Annotated in this window: 10 protein-coding genes; 5 read left to right on the forward strand and 5 right to left on the reverse strand. The window is 36.4% G+C overall.

Going from position 1 to position 18,740, the window contains the following annotated elements; genetic code table 11:
* Entirely contained in the window at positions 1-402 is a 402-nt protein-coding gene (locus BLS98_RS01545; RefSeq protein WP_089732917.1) for a hypothetical protein, read from the forward strand.
* A gap of 83 nt (positions 403-485) precedes the next feature.
* Positions 486-1,490 (forward strand): glycosyltransferase family 2 protein, encoded by a 1,005-nt coding sequence (locus BLS98_RS01550; RefSeq protein ID WP_089732919.1) that lies wholly within the window; start codon positions 486-488, stop codon positions 1,488-1,490.
* Between the two features lie 167 nt (positions 1,491-1,657).
* Here BLS98_RS01550 and BLS98_RS01555 read toward each other — a convergent pair whose 3' ends face one another.
* Positions 1,658-2,884, reverse strand: coding sequence for an aminotransferase class I/II-fold pyridoxal phosphate-dependent enzyme (locus BLS98_RS01555; protein ID WP_089734392.1), 1,227 nt, complete (start codon positions 2,882-2,884; stop codon positions 1,658-1,660).
* A gap of 157 nt (positions 2,885-3,041) precedes the next feature.
* On the opposite strand from BLS98_RS01555, the gene BLS98_RS01560 reads away from it, so the two are divergent.
* Positions 3,042-3,500, forward strand: coding sequence for an Lrp/AsnC family transcriptional regulator (locus BLS98_RS01560; RefSeq protein WP_089732921.1), 459 nt, complete (start codon positions 3,042-3,044; stop codon positions 3,498-3,500).
* Positions 3,501-3,581: 81 nt separating this feature from the next.
* Here BLS98_RS01560 and BLS98_RS01565 read toward each other — a convergent pair whose 3' ends face one another.
* From BLS98_RS01565 to BLS98_RS01580, 4 genes are all read right to left on the reverse strand, one after another.
* Positions 3,582-4,613, reverse strand: coding sequence for a bestrophin family protein (locus tag BLS98_RS01565; protein ID WP_089732923.1), 1,032 nt, complete (start codon positions 4,611-4,613; stop codon positions 3,582-3,584).
* A 204-nt stretch (positions 4,614-4,817) separates the two neighbouring features.
* Positions 4,818-6,890, reverse strand: coding sequence for an alpha-ketoacid dehydrogenase subunit alpha/beta (locus BLS98_RS01570; RefSeq protein WP_089732926.1), 2,073 nt, complete (start codon positions 6,888-6,890; stop codon positions 4,818-4,820).
* Positions 6,891-6,966: 76 nt separating this feature from the next.
* A complete protein-coding gene (locus BLS98_RS01575; RefSeq protein WP_228425432.1) occupies positions 6,967-7,485 on the reverse strand; it encodes a T9SS type A sorting domain-containing protein in 519 nt (172 codons plus the stop codon).
* A 441-nt stretch (positions 7,486-7,926) separates the two neighbouring features.
* Entirely contained in the window at positions 7,927-10,080 is a 2,154-nt protein-coding gene (locus tag BLS98_RS01580; protein ID WP_089732929.1) for a S8 family peptidase, read from the reverse strand.
* A gap of 270 nt (positions 10,081-10,350) precedes the next feature.
* Between BLS98_RS01580 and dnaE the strand changes: the two genes are divergently transcribed.
* Both dnaE and BLS98_RS01590 read left to right on the forward strand, forming a co-directional pair.
* A complete protein-coding gene (gene dnaE / locus BLS98_RS01585; RefSeq protein ID WP_089732931.1) occupies positions 10,351-15,018 on the forward strand; it encodes a DNA polymerase III subunit alpha in 4,668 nt (1,555 codons plus the stop codon).
* Positions 15,019-15,364: 346 nt separating this feature from the next.
* Positions 15,365-18,547, forward strand: coding sequence for a fibronectin type III domain-containing protein (locus BLS98_RS01590; protein WP_089732933.1), 3,183 nt, complete (start codon positions 15,365-15,367; stop codon positions 18,545-18,547).
* The last annotated feature ends 193 nt before the right edge of the window (positions 18,548-18,740 follow it).

Here is an 18,740-nt window from a genome sequence, read left to right on the forward strand (position 1 = left end):
ATGTCCTGGAATATTTTTGAAATATTGGAAACTGCAGCAGATGTATTTTCTGCTGTGGGTACCAGCCCAATAAAGGATTCTGAAGCTCGTGCCCGAAAGAAGGATAAGAAAAAAGATAAATATTTTACAGAGAAAGTCAGCGCAAAGTTTATTCTTGCGTCTGTCGTTCTCTTTTTTGTCGTTTTTCATAAACCTTTGCCAATAGGAGATCAAACAACAGCTTTAATTGTGTCTTCATTAATAGGAACAGCTATTTCAGCTTTACTGTTTTTTCTTCTGAATCTTATGGAGCTTTACTATTTCAAAAGCATTTTCAAACTGCTTCTTTTCAGTTGTTCTGTGATTGCATTCTTTATTGCTTTGGTGATGTGTGTTTATTATAAATCAGGAGTGTTTATTTAAGATCATAAAATTAATTCTCCAAATAAGCTGTTAAACTGTTTGTGGTTTCCTCCGCGAATAAGTAATTTTGAAAAATTTTCCATTTGAAGCCTAGTATTTCCATTATTGTTGCCATTTACAACCGAAAGGATGAACTTTTCGAGTTGTTGACTTCTTTGACCCAACAGACTGATAAAGAGTTTGAGATTATTATCGTTGATGATGGATCAATTATCGATCTGAAACCTACGATCAGGAATTTTGAAGAGATTCTAGATATTAAATATTTCAGAAAAGACAATTCCGGCCCGGGACTGACTAGAAATTATGGAGCGCAAAGAGCAGCTAATGAATGGCTGGTATTTGTAGACAGTGATGTGATTGTTGAAAAAGATTATATCGAACATATTAAAAAAGATATCTTAACGATTCCTTGTGATGCATTCGGTGGTGCTGATAAGGCTCATAAAGGTTTTAATTTGATGCAAAAAGCGATTTCTTATTCCATGACCTCTGTTTTTACTACTGGAGGAATCAGAGGAAGTAAGAAAGCGGTTTCAAAGTTTCAGCCCAGAAGTTTTAATATGGGCGTGAAGAAAGCAGTCTTTGAAAAAGTAGGTGGTTTTTCTGAAATGAGAATAGGAGAGGATCCGGATCTATCGATGACTCTTTGGGAAAACGGATTTACAACTGCTTTTTTTGATGATATTGCAGTATATCATAAGCGTAGGGTAGATTTTGGGAAATTCTCCAAACAGGTGTACCAGTTTGGATGTGCGAGACCTATTCTTAATCAAAGGCATCCTAATTATGTGAAGATTTCCTTTGCTTTTCCTACCTTATTTATGTTAGGCTACATCATGGGATTTATTGAATATTTTATGATGGGAAAAGGGTTTATTCTTTCTTTCTACGGATTGTATACTTTTTTGGTGCTTTTCCATGCTTTACTACTGACGAAAAATATCAGTATTGCAGGAATGGCTGTAATTTCTACTTATATTCAGATGTTTTCTTACGGATATGGATTCCTGAAATCCTGGATTTTACTGAATGTTTTGAGAATGAAGGCTGAGGATGCATTTCCGCACCATTATCACAAAAAGTAATTGCGCAATTTTCTTGTTTTAAACGAAATAGGCACAGATGTATTCAGTAGAAACAGGCTTTAGCCCGTTTACAATAAAAATAAAAATTCCATTGGCTTCAGCCAAAACCTAATAAAAAATAAAGAAGGCTGTTTCAAGTGAAACAGCCTTCTTTTGTACAATAAAATTTAGGATATAGAGATGTTTTCATGGTTAAGAACTCCTACTTTCAGCATACATTCTTTCATTTTATGGTAAGTTCTTTTGATATCGTGATCCAAACCGATGGAGAATCTGATTAATCCATCAGAAATACCTATTGAAGCACGTTCTTCTTCCGGAATCTCGGACGAAGTTGATTTTCCTGAACAGGAGAACAGGGTTTTGTAGAACCCTAAGCTCACGGCCAGATAACCAAGGTTTTCCGTCTGCATCATTTCCATCAGTTCATTGGCTTTTTCTGTAGTTCCGGCATCCAGTGTTAATAATCCTCCGAATCCGTATTCTTCATCAATCATACTTTTCATAAGTTCATGATTCTTGTGAGAAGGTAATCCCGGATAGGATATTTTTAAGCCATCCTGTTCAAACCTTTCGGCAAGATATAGGGCATTATGGCTATGCTGTTTTATTCTGATATGAAGGGTTCTCAGATTTTTAAGAATACTTGAAGCTCTTAAGCTGTCCATTGTTGGTCCCAACAGCATGCATGCTCCAGAGTTTACATTTTTAGTATCATCAATAAATGCCTGGCTGCTGCAATATACACCACCTACAGTATCGCTGCTTCCGTTGATGAACTTTGTTAAGCTATGAATCACAACATCTGCCCCGAATAATTGAGGAGAGATGGAAAGCGGTGAAAATGTATTGTCTACAATGAGTTTTAAATTATGCTTTTTACAGATTTCAGAAAGTTTTCTAAGATCTGCCACTTCAAGTAACGGGTTGCTCACACTCTCACAATAGATGACTTTTGTGCTAGGAGTAATTGCATTTTCTATAGACTCAAAATTATTGATGTCCACAAAAGTAGTTGCTACATTAAACTGTGGTAAAAAGTTTTTAAGGAAGGCATAGGTTCCCCCATAAATGGTTCTGCTTGAAATGATATGGTCTCCACTTTTGCATACCTGCATCAAAACAGAAGTAATAGCTCCCATTCCGGATGCTGTAACGTTGGCAGATTCTGTATTTTCCATTTTTGCCAGAGCTTGTGCCAGATAAAGATTCATGGGTGATGAATGTCTGGAATACAGATAGCATCCTTCTGCATTACCTTCAAAAGTATCAAACATGGTCTTTGCAGAAAGGAAAGTATAGGTAGAACTGTCAGAAATAGAAGGATTCACTCCTCCGAATTCGCCAAAATACTGAAGATCCTGGATCTCGTTGGCTGCGTTAAAGTTTTCCATAAGCATTGTTTTTATTTTACCAGCCTAATTTGCGCTATTTTCCTAATTATTACAACATAAAATTGAATTTATAGAATATAAAACTGTAAAATATTGTTTATTTAGAAAATATAATGGCTATATTCGGAGATATTAAACTTCCACCAAAAAATTATCTATGGAACTTGACGATACGGATAAAAAACTGCTTCTGTTTTTACAGGAAGATTGTAAACAAACCACCAAAGAACTCTCCGGAAAGCTTGGATTATCAGTTACAGCCATTTATGAACGAATAAAAAAAATGGAAAACGCCGGCGTTATTTCAAAATATGTAGCCTTATTGGATAAAAGTAAGGTGCAGCGTAATTTTATCATTTTGTGCCATATAAAATTAACGCAGCATAAGAAAGAGTTTGTTCTACAGTTTGAAAAAGAAGTGATGAATCTCCAGGAAGTTACAGAATGCTTCCATGTAAGTGGAGATTACGATTATATCCTTAAAATAGGAGTAAGAGATATTGAAGACTACCGGAATTTTATGCTGACGAAGCTTACGACGCTTCAGCACATCGCAAGCACGCACAGCTCATTTATGATTTCCGAAGTAAAAAATACAACAGCAATCGCTTTGTGAGAGACAAAAAATCCCAAGAAGTTAAAGTGGTAAAATTAACTTCTTGGGATTTTTAGAATTATTTATTGCTAATTACTCATGTTACACCAGGACTCCGTTTTTAGAAGCAATTGGATCAGGAAGGTCTGTTTCTCCCATCATTTGAAGAAGATCAATTTCAATCGTTCGGCAGATGGAAAGCATAGGAACATCAAACATTAATCCTGCAAAAGGGTTTTCAGAATAATCACCTACCAATTCCATAATAATATAGATCCATCCGATAATAATACAGAAAGGAATGGAAGTCCAGATTCCCCAATCTCCCAACTTAGCAAATTCATTCACAAGTCCTAAGGGAAGGAGGGTAATAAAAAGGATATTAAATACAAATGCTGTACTGGCAAATTGTCTTGGAGAAGGAAACTTTTTAATTCTTTCCGCCTGTCCCTGAAAACCATAAAACTCATTCAGATTGTTTTGAAGTTGTGTCTGATTGAAATCCGTGATAGCATTCATATTTTTTAATTCGTTGATATCTTTAGCTTGTTGTGAGATCAGGTAGGTCGCAAAGTTTTTATATTCACTTTTCAACTCATATTCTTCTTCTGAAAGATATTTATGTAAGAAAATAGGAGCTCTTCCATAGTCAGGAAAACCCGCTTTAATTAATCTGTTTCTTCTGAGATTAATATTCCCGAATTTATTATTTTCACTGCTGATATGTTCCCATTCTGTGGGTACCAAAAGCTGCTCACGGAAAGTGTATAGCCATGCAATATGACGATTGATGATCTTTTTCTTACGATCTTCAAGATCAAAAATACCTATTTCTTCATTTTTTGTATCAAAAGCCTGTACCATGGAAGCAAATGAACGGCTGGAGTTCACAATTCCGCCCCATATTTTTCGGGCTTCCCAAAGTCGGTCATAAGCTTGGTTATTTTTAAAACCTACTAAGAAAGCTTCTGCAGTACCAATCAGTGCCACAGGAACCCATGGGATAGTCATCCAATGCCAGTTGAAGAAATAAAAAAGTACAGCAATCAGGGTACACCAGATAGAAATTAAGATAAGATGTACACCAGATAGATTGAGAACCTGTTTATAGTTGACGTATTTTGTAGTAATCATAAAGGAAATTGTGTTTTGTGTGCAGACAAAATAAGTACCAAACTTTAGGAGGGAGTATCATATAATGCCTGTTATAAATTCATGTTTCGGGTTTCTTTGAGGGATAATGTTCTAAAATTGAGTTTGATAATCTTAAATAAAAGTAATGAAAAAAAAGCATAAAAAAACCTCTAAATATTTTTAGAGGTCTCATTTTATATTGATTTAATATTGTAGCATTTCTTCGATCTTCCTGGAAAGCTTTTCTGCATTCGGAAGCATCTCTTTTTCCAGTACCAGATTGATAGGAACTGCAGGTACATCTAAAGAACCCATTGTTTCTACCGGAGCATCCAGATATCTGAAGCAATTTTTGGAAATACGGTGTGCAAAAGCTTCTGCAAACGAGTTGTTAAGCTGCTCTTCTGTAAGAACAATACACTTTCCATGAGCTTTTACTCTTTCAAATACAAGTTCTTCATCCAAAGGAATTAAAGTTCTTAAATCTATTACTTCAACTTTTCCGTTAAAGTTCTTCGCTGCTTCTTTTGCCCAGTAAACACCCATTCCGTACGTTACAACTAATAAGGTTCTGCCTTTTTCCGTTTCATTTTTATCAGCTTCTATGATGATTTTTCCTTTTCCGAATGGTAAAATATAATCCTCAGCAGGCTCAATGGTCTTTGCATCTTCCGTTCCCGGAACTTTACTCCAGTATAGTCCTTTATGCTCTAACATAACCACTGGATTCGGGTCGTAATAAGCAGCTTTCAATAATCCTTTGAAATCTGCAGCGTTACTTGGATATGCTATTTTGATACCTTTAATATTAGCCAGAATACTTTCAACACTTCCACTATGGTAAGGTCCACCACCACCATAAGCTCCGATAGGAACACGAATGATGTTGCTCACAGGGAATTTTCCACCGCTTAAGTAACTTGATTTTGAAATTTCTGTAATTAATTGGTTAATTCCAGGGTAGATATAGTCAGCAAACTGAACTTCTACAATCGGTTTCAGTCCTACAGCACTCATCCCTGTTGTAGAACCAATAATATAAGCTTCCTGTATGGCTGTATTGAAAACTCTTTTGCTTCCAAACTTCTTTCCAAGAGTTACCGTTTCACGGAAAACTCCACCAATTCTTTCACCTACATCTTGTCCGTAAAGAAGAGCTTCAGGATGTTTCCACATCAATTCTTGTATGGCATGAATAGCTGCGTCTACCATCACAATCTTTTCACCATTAGCAGGCTCACGAGTTCCTACTTCCTCGGTAATTGGAGTAGGAGCAAAGATGTGTTGCATTACGGTTTCAGGCTTTGGATCTTCAGCATTTTTAGCCTTTTCAAAAGCTTCTTCAGCTTCAAGACGTGCCTTTTTTGTGATTTGCTTTAAAAGATCTTCATCTGTACCTGTTTCCAGTAAGTGTTTTCTAAGGATTTCTCCCGGATCTTTAGCTCTATGTTTTGTTAAATCTTCTTCGTCTCTATAGAATTCTCTTCTTACTCCTGAAGTGTGGTGTCCGATTAATACTGTTTTTGCACAAACAACCAGAGGTTTTCTCTCTGTTCTTACAAAATCTACAGCCTTTTTCATAGCTTCGAAACTTTCCACGAAATCAGTTCCGTCAACTCTCATTCTGCTTAATCCTGTAAACCCTGCTACAAAATCGTAGGCATCACAGGTTCTGGCTTCTTCTTTAGTTACGGAAATTCCCCATTCATTATCCTGAACAAGGAAAATGATAGGGAGCTGATGTAATGCTGCAAATTGTAATGCTTCACTTACTTCACCTTCTGTTACAGAGTTGTCACCAAGACTGCAGATTACTACAGGATTGTTTTCAAACTGTTGAAGATTGAAATCCTGGATGTATTTTATTCCCTGTGCAACACCGGTTGTAGGGATAGTCTGCATTCCTGTTGCAGAACTTTGATGAATAATCTTAGGTTTGTTTTCATCCCTGCTTGAAGGGTGGGAGTAATAGGATCTACCTCCTGAAAAAGGATCATCAGCTTTAGCCAATAATTGAAGCATCAATTGATAAGGTTCAAAACCAATTCCTAGAAGAATGCTTTCGTCTCTGTAATAAGGAGAAACCCAGTCTTCTTTTTTTAATTGGTAAGCGGTTGCTAATTGGATGGCTTCGTGGCCTCTTGAAGTACTATGAACGTATTTACAGATGTTTCTGTTTTCCTCATAAATGTCGGCCATTGCTTTAGCAAGCATCATATGATTGTACGCTTTAAGTAAAATATCCTGAGAAACTTTTTCGTGAAGTGTATTTTCCATAGGAAGCAAATATATATAAAAAAAACAAAATACTAACAACTGTTAGTATTTTGCAAAAAAAATATGAATTTGTTGATTATTCCTTAATGATTTTTTTAGAATTTACATCATTGTTGGTTTTTACTTCAATGATATAAATTCCTTTTGTATGAGCCAATAAATCAGCTACTTCCTTGTCACTGTTGATAGTGCCGTTTTGTATTTTTTTACCAGATAAATCATAAATTGTGAAGGTAGATTTTTTAAGTGCTTTCAGGATGTTTATTACGTCTTTTGTAACAGAAGGGGCAATAGCTAAATTGCTTAAAACTCCCGCTTTAGACTCTTTGGTTCCTAATACTTCACTATGCCCTGTTACAATGATAGAATAATTTTGAGGAGTATTAGCGCCTGTATTGTTTTTCAGGATTCCTTTATTATTAATGACGATCTTATAATTTCTTCTGGCTACCGGAGCGTCTACAATTATCTGTTCAACATTGTCCACTGTATTATTTCCTTTTAATGCAGTCATAGGATTGTTATAATCAAGTCTCCATGGAAGATGGGTGGTGTTGTCTTTGGTGTCAACAATTCTTAAATCCAAATCATTCATTAGCTTTGAAATTCTGTGGTTGTATAAATCCGTTAAAGAAGTAGCATTATCAACATTTGGATACTCAGGATCTGTCCATGAAATAGTTGCTTTCAGAGGTTCGTTTCCGGAAGCAATAACTGTTTTTTTTTTGTTCTCGGAGTGTCACTTGTTAAACAAATAATCAAAGGATTAATCGAAATAAAGTTTTTTTCATAAATGTTTAAAGGTTGTTGCGTTTTATTTCCTTTTTACATTGTTTATTTTTTATTAAAAAATTTAAATTATTTCTAATTTTTTTAATTTTATTTTCGCTCAGGTTGAGATAAGTATAGTTAGAATAGAACTAATTGAATATGACTTTTAATGAAAAAGAATATGAAAATATGAGTTCTACTAAAAAATAAAAGAGGATACCGACATCTGTCAGTATCCTCTGTAAATTTATATTGTGTTAAGATATTACTCTTTAATCACTTTTTTAGTCACTACATCTTTATCGGTTTTTACTTCAACAATGTAAATTCCTTTTGGATGAGCAGATAAATTAATTGCTTCTTTTTCACTGTTGATATTTCCGCTTTGTAATTTCTTACCAGACATATCGTAGATAGTGAATGTTGATTTTTTAGGAGCATTTAAGATATTTGTCACATCTTTCGTAATAGAAGGGGCAACAGCAAGTTCGCTTAAAGCTTTAGCACCTTCTTTGGTACCTAAAGATCCTGGAGTAAGTCCTGTAACAATAATTGAATACTTTTGAGGAGCTGTAGCACTTGGTGTAGCGTTGTTCACCAGTGTTCCTTTGTGAAGGACTTCAATCTTGTAACTTCTTCCTGCTACAGGAGCATCAATAACTACTTGTTCTACATTGTCTACAGTATTGTCACCCTTAGTTGCAGGAGCTATTGGGTTAATAGGATTAAGCTTCCATGGCATATATACAGTATTAGTAGAGGTGTCAGTAATTCTTAAATCTAAATCATTTATAAGTCTAGAATTTCGGTTATTGTACGCAATTTCCCAACTGATAGTTTGAGGAAGCTTAAATTCTGGGTCAATCCAGGAAATAGTTACTTTAAGAGGTTCGCTTCCTGAAGCATTTACTATTTGGGTGTTCGTGCTTCCGTTGTTTAGGGTCTCCTCATTGAAAATTACAGTATTATTAGATTTGCCAACTAACAGTTCAGCTCCTTTTTTCGCGTTGATGTATCCCCAACCATACCACGCATCAGGGCCTACAGTTCCTGCTTCAGATGCTGAATGTACCATCAATGTTTTAGCTGTGGCAGCGCTCATATCTGCATTGTTAAACATTGATTTATATATTTGCATCCAAAGTCCGATAATCCCTGTTACTTGTGGTGCAGCCATTGAAGTTCCACTGTTGATTTGCCAAGCAATGCTTCCAACAGTGTTTTCCGCAGTTGACGCCATCCATATATCTGATCCCGGAGCTGCAATATCTGGTTTAATACCTCCATCATCTCTTGGTCCAGCACTACTATAATCAGCTTTTACAACATCTGTTGAAGTGGTATATCTATGGTCATTAGTCGTGATAATTTCTGTAGCAGCTACGACAATAATGTTTTTAGCTAGAGAACCAGGTCCTATACAGTCTCCACCATTACCACAGTTTGTTGCTGGAAGGGTATCTGTTGCTGTAAACAAGACATTATTATTATTATCGTCTTTGTAATACTTAGGAGCTGTTGATCCACCCGGTAAGGCTGGTCCCATACCAAAATAATTACCTGCAGATTTTACAATAACATTTGTAGGATTATTGTATACAATGTTATCATAGTTTTGATCATTAGAAAAATAGGTGCCTTGTAGATCAAAAGTAGCATAAGGCTCAGTATTGGTAGCAGGATAGTAATCTCCATTCCAAACCAGAGCGGTTGCATTGGAAACAGTCGCGATAGTCCATCCTGAATTAATTCCATAAGAGTGGTTAGAGATTTTTGGCTGAGCTAAAAGGATTTTTTCAAATACAGTACTAGTAGCTGTGTTACCAGGTAGGGTTGTTGTAGCAAATCTATAAGAATTCATTGTTGAATTTAATGCTATACCCATTGCATTTCCAGTACTTATTGTTCCATCAGTTGCTGTTGCGGTTAGGGGAGATGATTTTGCACCCACAATACTGGCAACACCAGTAGAATGTGCGCTGTATGCATTTGTAGCAGCTTCTTTGTTAGAAATTCTACCAGGTGTATTGTCAAATGCAGGGTGTGCGGCATAAATTCTTCCTCCGTCAAATATGGTATAAAGTATACCTTCTCCTTTGAAAGATCCTGCCAATCCTGCAACACTACCCGCTGTAGTTAAAGCATCTGCATTAGTGTTCAAAATTTGATTTTGATCATCTGCTTGGTAGAAATAAGGTTTGTTACGGAAAAATCCTGCTAGATTAGCTTTTTCTTCTTCAATTGTTTTCTGAATGTCTGCTGACTTTCCAGTGCTTCCATACTTTTTTGCAACATAAGAGTCAAACTTAGTGCTGTTCACTTTGTTTTGTCTTTCAAACTCTCTTTTTAATCCTTCATTGTTTTGCGCACTTAGCATTGAAATAGCTAAAGTACCGACCAAAAGTAAATGTTTCTTCATAATGATTAGTAAATATTTAAAATTGTAACGATCCAAATATAGGTTAAAATATTTATAAAAATCTATTTAGAATGATTAAATATTATTTTTTTTAATATTTTAATCAATGTTTTACATTTTTTAGGGTTAAACGTGTTTGATTTACTAAATATGTTTGATTTTTATATTTTTAAATATTTATAATAGTAAGGTTGGGACTTTAACAACAGGAAATTGGAAAAAATGAAGTAACTTTACATTCTCTTTTTTATAAAAAAGTTAGAAAATTATATGTATTTAATTTTTGACACAGAAACAACCGGTTTACCAAAAAATTTCAATGCTCCGCTTTCAGATTCAGAAAACTGGCCAAGAATGGTTCAGATTGCATGGCAGGTGCATGATGATGATGGTAATTTAATTGAAAATCAGGATTATATAATAAAACCTGAAGGCTATGACATTCCCTTTAACGCTGCCCGAATTCACGGAATTACAACGAAAATTGCTAATGAAGAAGGACGTGATCTGCATGAGATTTTGGAAGAATTTTCAAAGGTTCTTGAAAGGATAAGAGTGGTTTCAGGACACAATGTTGAATTTGATTACAATATTGTAGGTGCAGAATTTTATAGAAAAAATATCAAAGACAATCTTCAGGAAAAACCCAGAGCCGATACAATGATTCTGGGAACAGACTTCTGTCAGTTAGGAGGAGGTCGTGGAGGGAGATATAAATCTCCTAAGCTTGAAGAGCTATATGAAAAGCTGTATGGGAATAAATTTGATGAAGCCCATAATGCTGCTGCCGACGTAAATGCTACTGCCAGAGCGTTCTTTGAAATGATGAGAATAGGAGTTGTTCCTGCTGAAACATTAAAGATTTCAGAAGACCAGTTAGCTTATTTCAAAAGTCTTTATCCAGATCCGATAAAGCCTTTCAATATTGTTATCAGAAGACAGGTTGCGGATTTCCATAATAAGAAGAAGCAACAAGATTTTGGCAGTATTGATGAAATTGATTTAGGAAAATATTTCAATTTTGACAATCATAGTGTTTTCTCAACGCTTACGGCTACTACAAGCATTAATGATCTGATTAAAAAAGCTTCCGATGAAAACTTTCCGGCGGTCGGAATGGTAGACCTTGGAAATATGATGGGAGCTTTTAAGTTTGTTTCTGCAGTAGAAGGAACAAACGGGGACAGAGCTAAAAAGCATAAAGAATATGTAACCAAAAAACAGGAAGCGGAAGAAAATGGTACTGAATTCAATGAAGCAGAGCCTGATTCTACACCGTTAATTCCAGTTGTCGGTTGTGAATTTTATATATCAGACCGGTATGAACAAAAGCAGTTTACTAAAGATGATCCGGACAGGAGAACTCAGGTGGTGCTTTTGGCAAAAGACTTTAATGGATATAAAAATCTGGCAAAGCTTTCAAGTATTGGTTTCTTAAAGGGATTTTATTTCGGGGTTCCAAGGATTAGCCGAGAGCTGATTGCTGAATATAAAGAAGGGATTATTGCTTTAACTTCCGGAATTTTAGGAGATATTCCGGATGCTATCCTGAATACCGGGGAACAAAAAGGAGAGGAGCGTTTTAAGTGGTGGAGTGAAACTTTTGGAGAAGATTTTTATGTTCAGCTTCAAAACCATAATCTGCCTGAAGAAGAGCACTTAAATGAGGTTCTGCTTTATCTGGCAGATAAATATAACGTTAAGATTCTGGCTCAAAACGAAACTTTTTATTCCAATAAAGATGATGCCAATATCCAGGATATTGTAAGCTGTATCAAAGATGGAGAAAAACTTACAACACCTATAGGGAAGGGATTTGGGAAGAGAAGAGGACTAGCTACCAGGGAGTATTATATGAAAAGCTCTGATGAAATAAAAGAAGCCTTTCTTGCTTATCCGGATGCCTTTGAAGCCTATGATGAATTTTTTGCAAAGTTTAAACCTTATACCTTAAAAAGAGACGTTCTCCTACCAAAATTTGATATTCCTGAAGAATTTATTCATGCAGAAGATGACGTTGATGGTGGTAAAAGAGGGGAGATGGCTTATCTTACCTATCTTACTTATGAAGGAGCGAAAAAGAGATATTTTGAAACTGGCATTACAGATGAAATTAAAGAACGTCTGGACTTTGAATTGGAGGTAATTGCCAATACCGGTTACCCGGGATACTTCCTTATTGTTCAGGATTTCTGTAATGAAGCACGTAAGATGGGAGTTTGGGTAGGCCCTGGAAGAGGATCTGCTGCGGGATCTGCTGTAGCTTATTGTATTGGAATTACAAATGTTGACCCTATTAAATATGATCTCCTTTTTGAGAGGTTCCTGAACCCAGAAAGGGTATCCATGCCTGACATTGATATTGATTTTGACGATGAAGGGCGAGATAAAATTATCAAATGGGTAGTTGAGAAATACGGTAAAACTCAGGTGGCACAGATCATTACCTATTCTGTACTGGGAGGGAAGTCTGCCATTAAAGATGCAGGAAGGGTATTGGATGTCCCGATTCCTGATACGAATAATATTGCTAAACTTATCCCGTCTACACCAGGGATGAATATTGCGAAAGCATTAGCAAAATATGATAAACTGAAACCGGAAGAACAGATGCTTGTTGATGAAATGAGATATGTTCTGGAAAGTCCTGATGATGCACGTCACGGAGTACTGGCAAGTGCTAAGAAGATGGAAGGATGTATCAGGAACACCGGAATTCATGCCTGTGGTGTAATTATTACTCCGGAGGATGTGAGTAACCTGGTTCCGGTAACCATTGCAGCAAAAGATGCGGATATTCTGGTCTCTCAGTTTGATAACTCGGTGGCTGAAAGTGCAGGTCTTCTGAAAATGGACTTCCTGGGTCTTAGGACGCTAACGATCATTAAAGATGCCTTAAAACTGGTGAAAGCAAGATATGGATTAGATATTGATCCGGATCTTATTCCACTGGATGATACTAAAACATACCAGTTATTTAAAGAAGGAAGAACGGTAGGGATTTTCCAGTATGAAAGTCCCGGAATGCAAAAGTACATGAGGGAGCTTAAGCCTACGGTTTTTGCCGATCTTATTGCTATGAACGCCCTTTATCGTCCGGGACCTATTAAATATATCCCGAACTTTATTAACAGAAAGCACGGTATTGAAGAGATTGTTTACGATTTGCCGGAAACAGAAGAATATTTAAAGGAAACTTACGGAATTACAGTTTACCAGGAGCAGGTAATGCTTCTTTCTCAGAAACTGGCCAACTTTACAAAAGGTGAGGCCGATACCCTGAGAAAAGCGATGGGTAAGAAGCAGATTGATGTTCTTAACAAAATGTATCCTAAATTCATTGAAGGAGGTAGAAAAAACAACCTTAATGAAGAAAGGCTGGAGAAAATCTGGAATGACTGGAAAGCCTTTGCAGAATATGCCTTCAACAAATCTCACTCAACGTGTTATGCTTTTATTGCTTATCAGACTGCTTTTTTGAAAGCTAACTATCCGGCTGAATATATGGCGAGTGTGATGAGTAATAACATTAACAATACCGATTCAATTACAATGTTCATGGAGGATTGTAAGAGTATGGGAGTGGATGTTTTAGGTCCTGATGTGAATGAATCTCAATATAAATTCTCAGTAAACGAAAAAGGCCAGATCCGTTTTGGTTTGGGAGCAATCAAGGGAATTGGAGAAGGGCCAAGTGAAGCGATTACAAAGGAAAGAGAGAACGGAAGGTTTAAAAATATCTATGATTTTTTTGAAAGAATATTACCTTCCCAAATGAATAAAAGAGTCGCAGAAAGTTTAGTGGTTGCAGGAGCTTTTGATGAACTGGATGCTTTCCACAGAGGTCAGTATTTTGATATTGATATGGCTGGAAAAACTAATCTGGAAAGATTGATTAGATACGGACAAAGTTTTCAGGAGAGTAAAAATGAAATGGAGTTTTCTTTGTTTGCTGATTTTGCCGATGAGGTTCAGATTGAACAACCGAAGCTTCCTCCTTGCCCTGAATGGCCTAATATGCATAAGCTCAACAAGGAAAAAGAAACCATTGGTTTCTATCTTTCTGCCCATCCGCTGGATGAATTTAAATATCAGTTCCAATTTATGCAAGGAAGACTTTCCAAGAAATCGGTTTTGGAAAAAGAAGAGGAAGAAAAGACGACTACTGATGAAGCCCCTGTTTTGGAAGAAGATTCACAGGATGAAACTACAGATCTTACTGAAATTGTTTCTGATGAATTGTCTGTAGGAGAGGAAGAAGTAATAGAAGAAACAACCAAAAAGGCAGAACCAAAAGGAAATTTCTTATTTTTAAATCTTGATGAGGTAGATGCTTACAAAGAACAAGCTTTTGCTAATAAGCAGGATGAGTTGTTTGAAGAAAAAAAGAAAGACTGGAAAACCCTTCAGAAAGAAAGAGAAAATGGAGGTGGCGGAAAAGAATATACCGTAGCAGGTCTTATCACGGAATACAGGGTTCAGGATGGTTTCAGAAGTGGTGAAAAGGTTGCTTTTGTAACCCTGGAAGACTATTCCGGTTCTTATTCTTTCAGGCTAGGGGACAGGGATTATATGAGATTGAAGGAAAAGTTAGAAGTACAGAGGTTTGTTATCTTTAAAATAAAATTTGCTCAGGTAAAAGACGGAAGGGTATTTGTGAATGTAAATGATGTAATAGAACTTCAGGAAGCATTTGAAAGATTTGCCAAGAGCATTTCCTTAGTGATGGATGTAATGGATGTAAGGCCTGAGGATCTGGATTTCTTCAGAACAGTATTAGATAGAAATAAAGGAAATCAGAAGCTGAAATTCTTTATTAAAAATATTGATGACGATTCTCATATAGAAGTTCAGTCTATGAAACATTCTGTGGATCTAAATGGCGATCTTATTAAGGAAATACAGTTGCTTAATAAATATGAGTTCTATCTGAACTAAAAAGATAAAATATATGAATTTTGAAAGTGGCTTTTGGCCACTTTTTTTATTTACATGAGTTAAATAGTTGATAATATTTGTTTTATACGGAAAATGTTATTTTATGTTAAGTAAGTATTTTTTATATAGGTAGGGTTTTGAATTTACCTAATTAATACACTGAAAATCATTATTTTATGTTATTGTATATGTATTAGTAAATAACCATTAAAATTAAATAATTGTTTAATTTTATTCAAAAATAAAATGTATTTTTAATTTAATAATTATTATTTTTTAATATTTTATGATATTTATATAAATATTTTTTTACTTTTACCGCCCTAACTATTATTATTACTATTTTATGAAGAGAATTTTACTGTCGTGTTTGGCTTTCCTGAGTATGGGGGCCTACGCACAAACCAACATTGCCAGCTATGCTTTTTCGAAAAGCACAGGAGTGGCTTATGTACCAATTACAGGCGGTACTAAATTATTTCCTACAGCAGCCAGCACTACTTCTACTTATGATAATGAGGTTTCTGCAGCAATTTCTTTGTCTTCACCCTTTAATTTTGGAGGTGTTGCCATGACGACATGTTATGTGAGTGCAAACGGATACATAACCTTTGGAGTTGCACCTTCAGGATCAAACTATACTCCATTATCGAGTGTGGGATCAACTACAGGGGCAATTGCTGCTTTTGGACAGGATGGTGGGTTTTCAGCATCAGAACCTTTACCGCCAGGAAATCACGAAGTCAGATATGAGGATTTAGGAACTGAATTTGTAGTGCAGTGGCAGGATCATGCCAATTATAGTAACAGATCTACTGAAAGACTGAATTTTCAGATCCGGTTAGTATATGCTACCGGTGAAATAAAGATTGTATATGGTGACTGTACTGATCCGGGAACGAGTTCGTCAAATAGTCCACAGGTAGGGATTAGAGGAAATAGTAATGCTTTCGCAACTAATGTAAGTGCATTAACGATTGGAAATGTGCCAACTGGAAGCACGTGTGACTGGTCTAAAGCGGTTACGGCTAATGCTAATAACAGCACGATGACTTTTTCCAGTGGAACGAATGCAAGTATTAAAATTCCTGCAGGGCTGCAATATTCATGGACCCCTGGAACGCTACTTCCGGTAAGAACTTTTGCCGCTACCACTGCAGTGACTAATAATGGAGCTACTTTAAGCTGGACAGCCCCATCTGGCGCAACATCTTACAACGTTCAGTATAGAATTCCTGGAAGCTGTGATTGGACTAATTATAGTGGAAATCCGGTTTCTGCGGGTACTGCTACACTTACAGGATTGGCAGCAAATACATCCTATCAGGTTCAGGTACAGGCATTAAATGGTGCTGGACAAGCAATGTATTCTCATATTCCAAATTTGGCAGGGACTGGGAATGGATATACAACAACTGGGTCTTTTACAACAGCCCTTACGTGTTCAAGTACTATTACAGGCCTTGCTTCTTCAGCAATAACTCCTGATACTTCAACAATTAGCTGGACAGCTCCTGCTGCGCCTCCAGGTAGTGGTTATGAATATTATTATTCCACCTCATCAACTGCTCCGGCTATCACTGCTTCACCTTCGGGTTCTGCGGGAGCAGGCGTGACTACAGCAAATATATCAGGGTTAACTCCTTCAACTCAGTATTATTATTGGGTAAGATCAAACTGTAACGGAACAGATAAAGGAGCCTGGTCCAGCTCTGCAAACTTTACAACACTGGGGCTTTGCCCTACGGTTACAGCACCTGCATCAAACGCAAGTGGTGTAAGTACTACTCCTACGATAACCTGGAGTGTAATTAACGGTGCTACTGGTTATAAATTAAAAATAGGAACCACTTCAGGAGGTAATGATGTTCTTGATACTGACATTACAGGAGGAGCTAATAATTCTTACACCTTAGCAACATCTTTGAGTAATAGCTCTACTTATTATTATTCTGTAACAGGATATACTGCTACTACTACAGGACCGGCAACCGCATGTACAGTGAGAACATTCCAGACTATATGTACTTCTACCAATTTACCATATACCCTAGATTTTGATAATGTTACAACTCCGGCTCTGCCAATTTGTACATCGGTAATTAATAGCGGTTCTGGAAATACATGGAAAACAGCTTCTGCATCGGGAGGGTTTACAGGTAAAGTTCTCAATTATTCATATAGTTCTACTTCTGCAGCAAATACATGGTTTTTTACACAGGGACTCAATCTTACAGCAGGAGTTAGCTATAGAATTAAGTATAAATATGCCAACTCATCAGGGGTTGTGTATGCAGAGAAAGTAAAAGTTGCATACGGATCTTCAGCAACGGCTGTGGGGATGGCGAATACAATAGCGGATCATTCAAATATTACTACATTAGGGGTTCCTACAGCTACCTTTACAGACTTTACACCAGCTGCTTCAGGGGTTTATTATTTTGGATTCCAGGCTTATTCTGCGGCAGATATGAATCAAATCTATATTGATGATGTTAATATAGATATTACACCTACTTGTTTTGAACCTTCGGGGGTTGCTGTTTCTGCTATAACTGCCAACGGGGCTAATGTCTCATGGACTGCGCCTTCACTTGTGCCTGGAAGCGGATATGAATATTATTATTCTACAAGTAGTCTAGCGCCTACTGCTGCTACCGCTGTTTCAGGAACCAGTACCAGTACTTCAGCTTCTTTATCTAATCTATTGCCGGGCACTACTTATTATCTATGGGTTAGATCTGCATGTGGAGCTACTGATAAGAGTGTATGGACTCCAGTGACCGTATTTATTACGAACTGTGTTCCAGTACAGACATATTCGCAAAATTTTGATAGTACACCTGTTGATGGCCTTCCTCCATGCTGGACAAGCATCGGTTCTAATCTGGGCTATGCAAAAGTAATTGGCTATACCGGAACAATAGCAAGTGGTCCTAATGCTCTATATATTTATACAAGTGGGTCAAGTACAGGGATGGTATCTACTCCAGATTTAGTAGGTTTAGACAGTAACAATGCGATGATTAGTTTCAAAGGAAGAGCTAATTCTTATGTTAATGGAACTGTTCAGATTGGTTATTTAGCAGACCCTGCAAATACTTCCAGCTTTGTTGTATTGGGTACATATACAGCAACAAGTACTTCTGTGTTAAATAATTACTCATTAGATATCACCGGTGTTCCTGCAGGAGTTACTAAACTTGTGTTTAAACATACCGGCTCAGAAGCATATAGTCTATTGATTGATGATTTTGTTTACCAGCTTGGAAACCTTTCTACTTCAGAGGCTACAGTAGCTAAAAATGAAATCAAAGCTTATCCGAATCCATTTACAGATGTGTTGAATATTTCCGACGCTTCTAAAGTAAAATCAGTATCTATTGTTGATGCTTCCGGAAGATTGGTGAAAACTATCGAAAATCCTTCTTCTGAACTTCATTTGGCAGACCTGAAACAAGGGATGTATTTAGTTGTATTACATATGAAAGACGGATCAAAACAAGTGGTTAAATCAATTAAGAGATAAAGCCAATTAATATAATAATTTAAAGCAGTAACTTAATAGTTGCTGCTTTTTTATATTGTTTATTCTACCATTGTAGCCAGGTATATTCTTCTGAACTTAATGGACGAATGTAATAGGATATTATGGGATGATAGAGCTTTGAAAAAAAGAATGTATTTCGTCATAGCAAATATTAAAGAAGAATCAGAATAAA

The organism is Chryseobacterium jejuense, from assembly GCF_900100075.1.
GTDB classification, from domain to species: Bacteria; Bacteroidota; Bacteroidia; order Flavobacteriales; family Weeksellaceae; genus Chryseobacterium; species Chryseobacterium jejuense.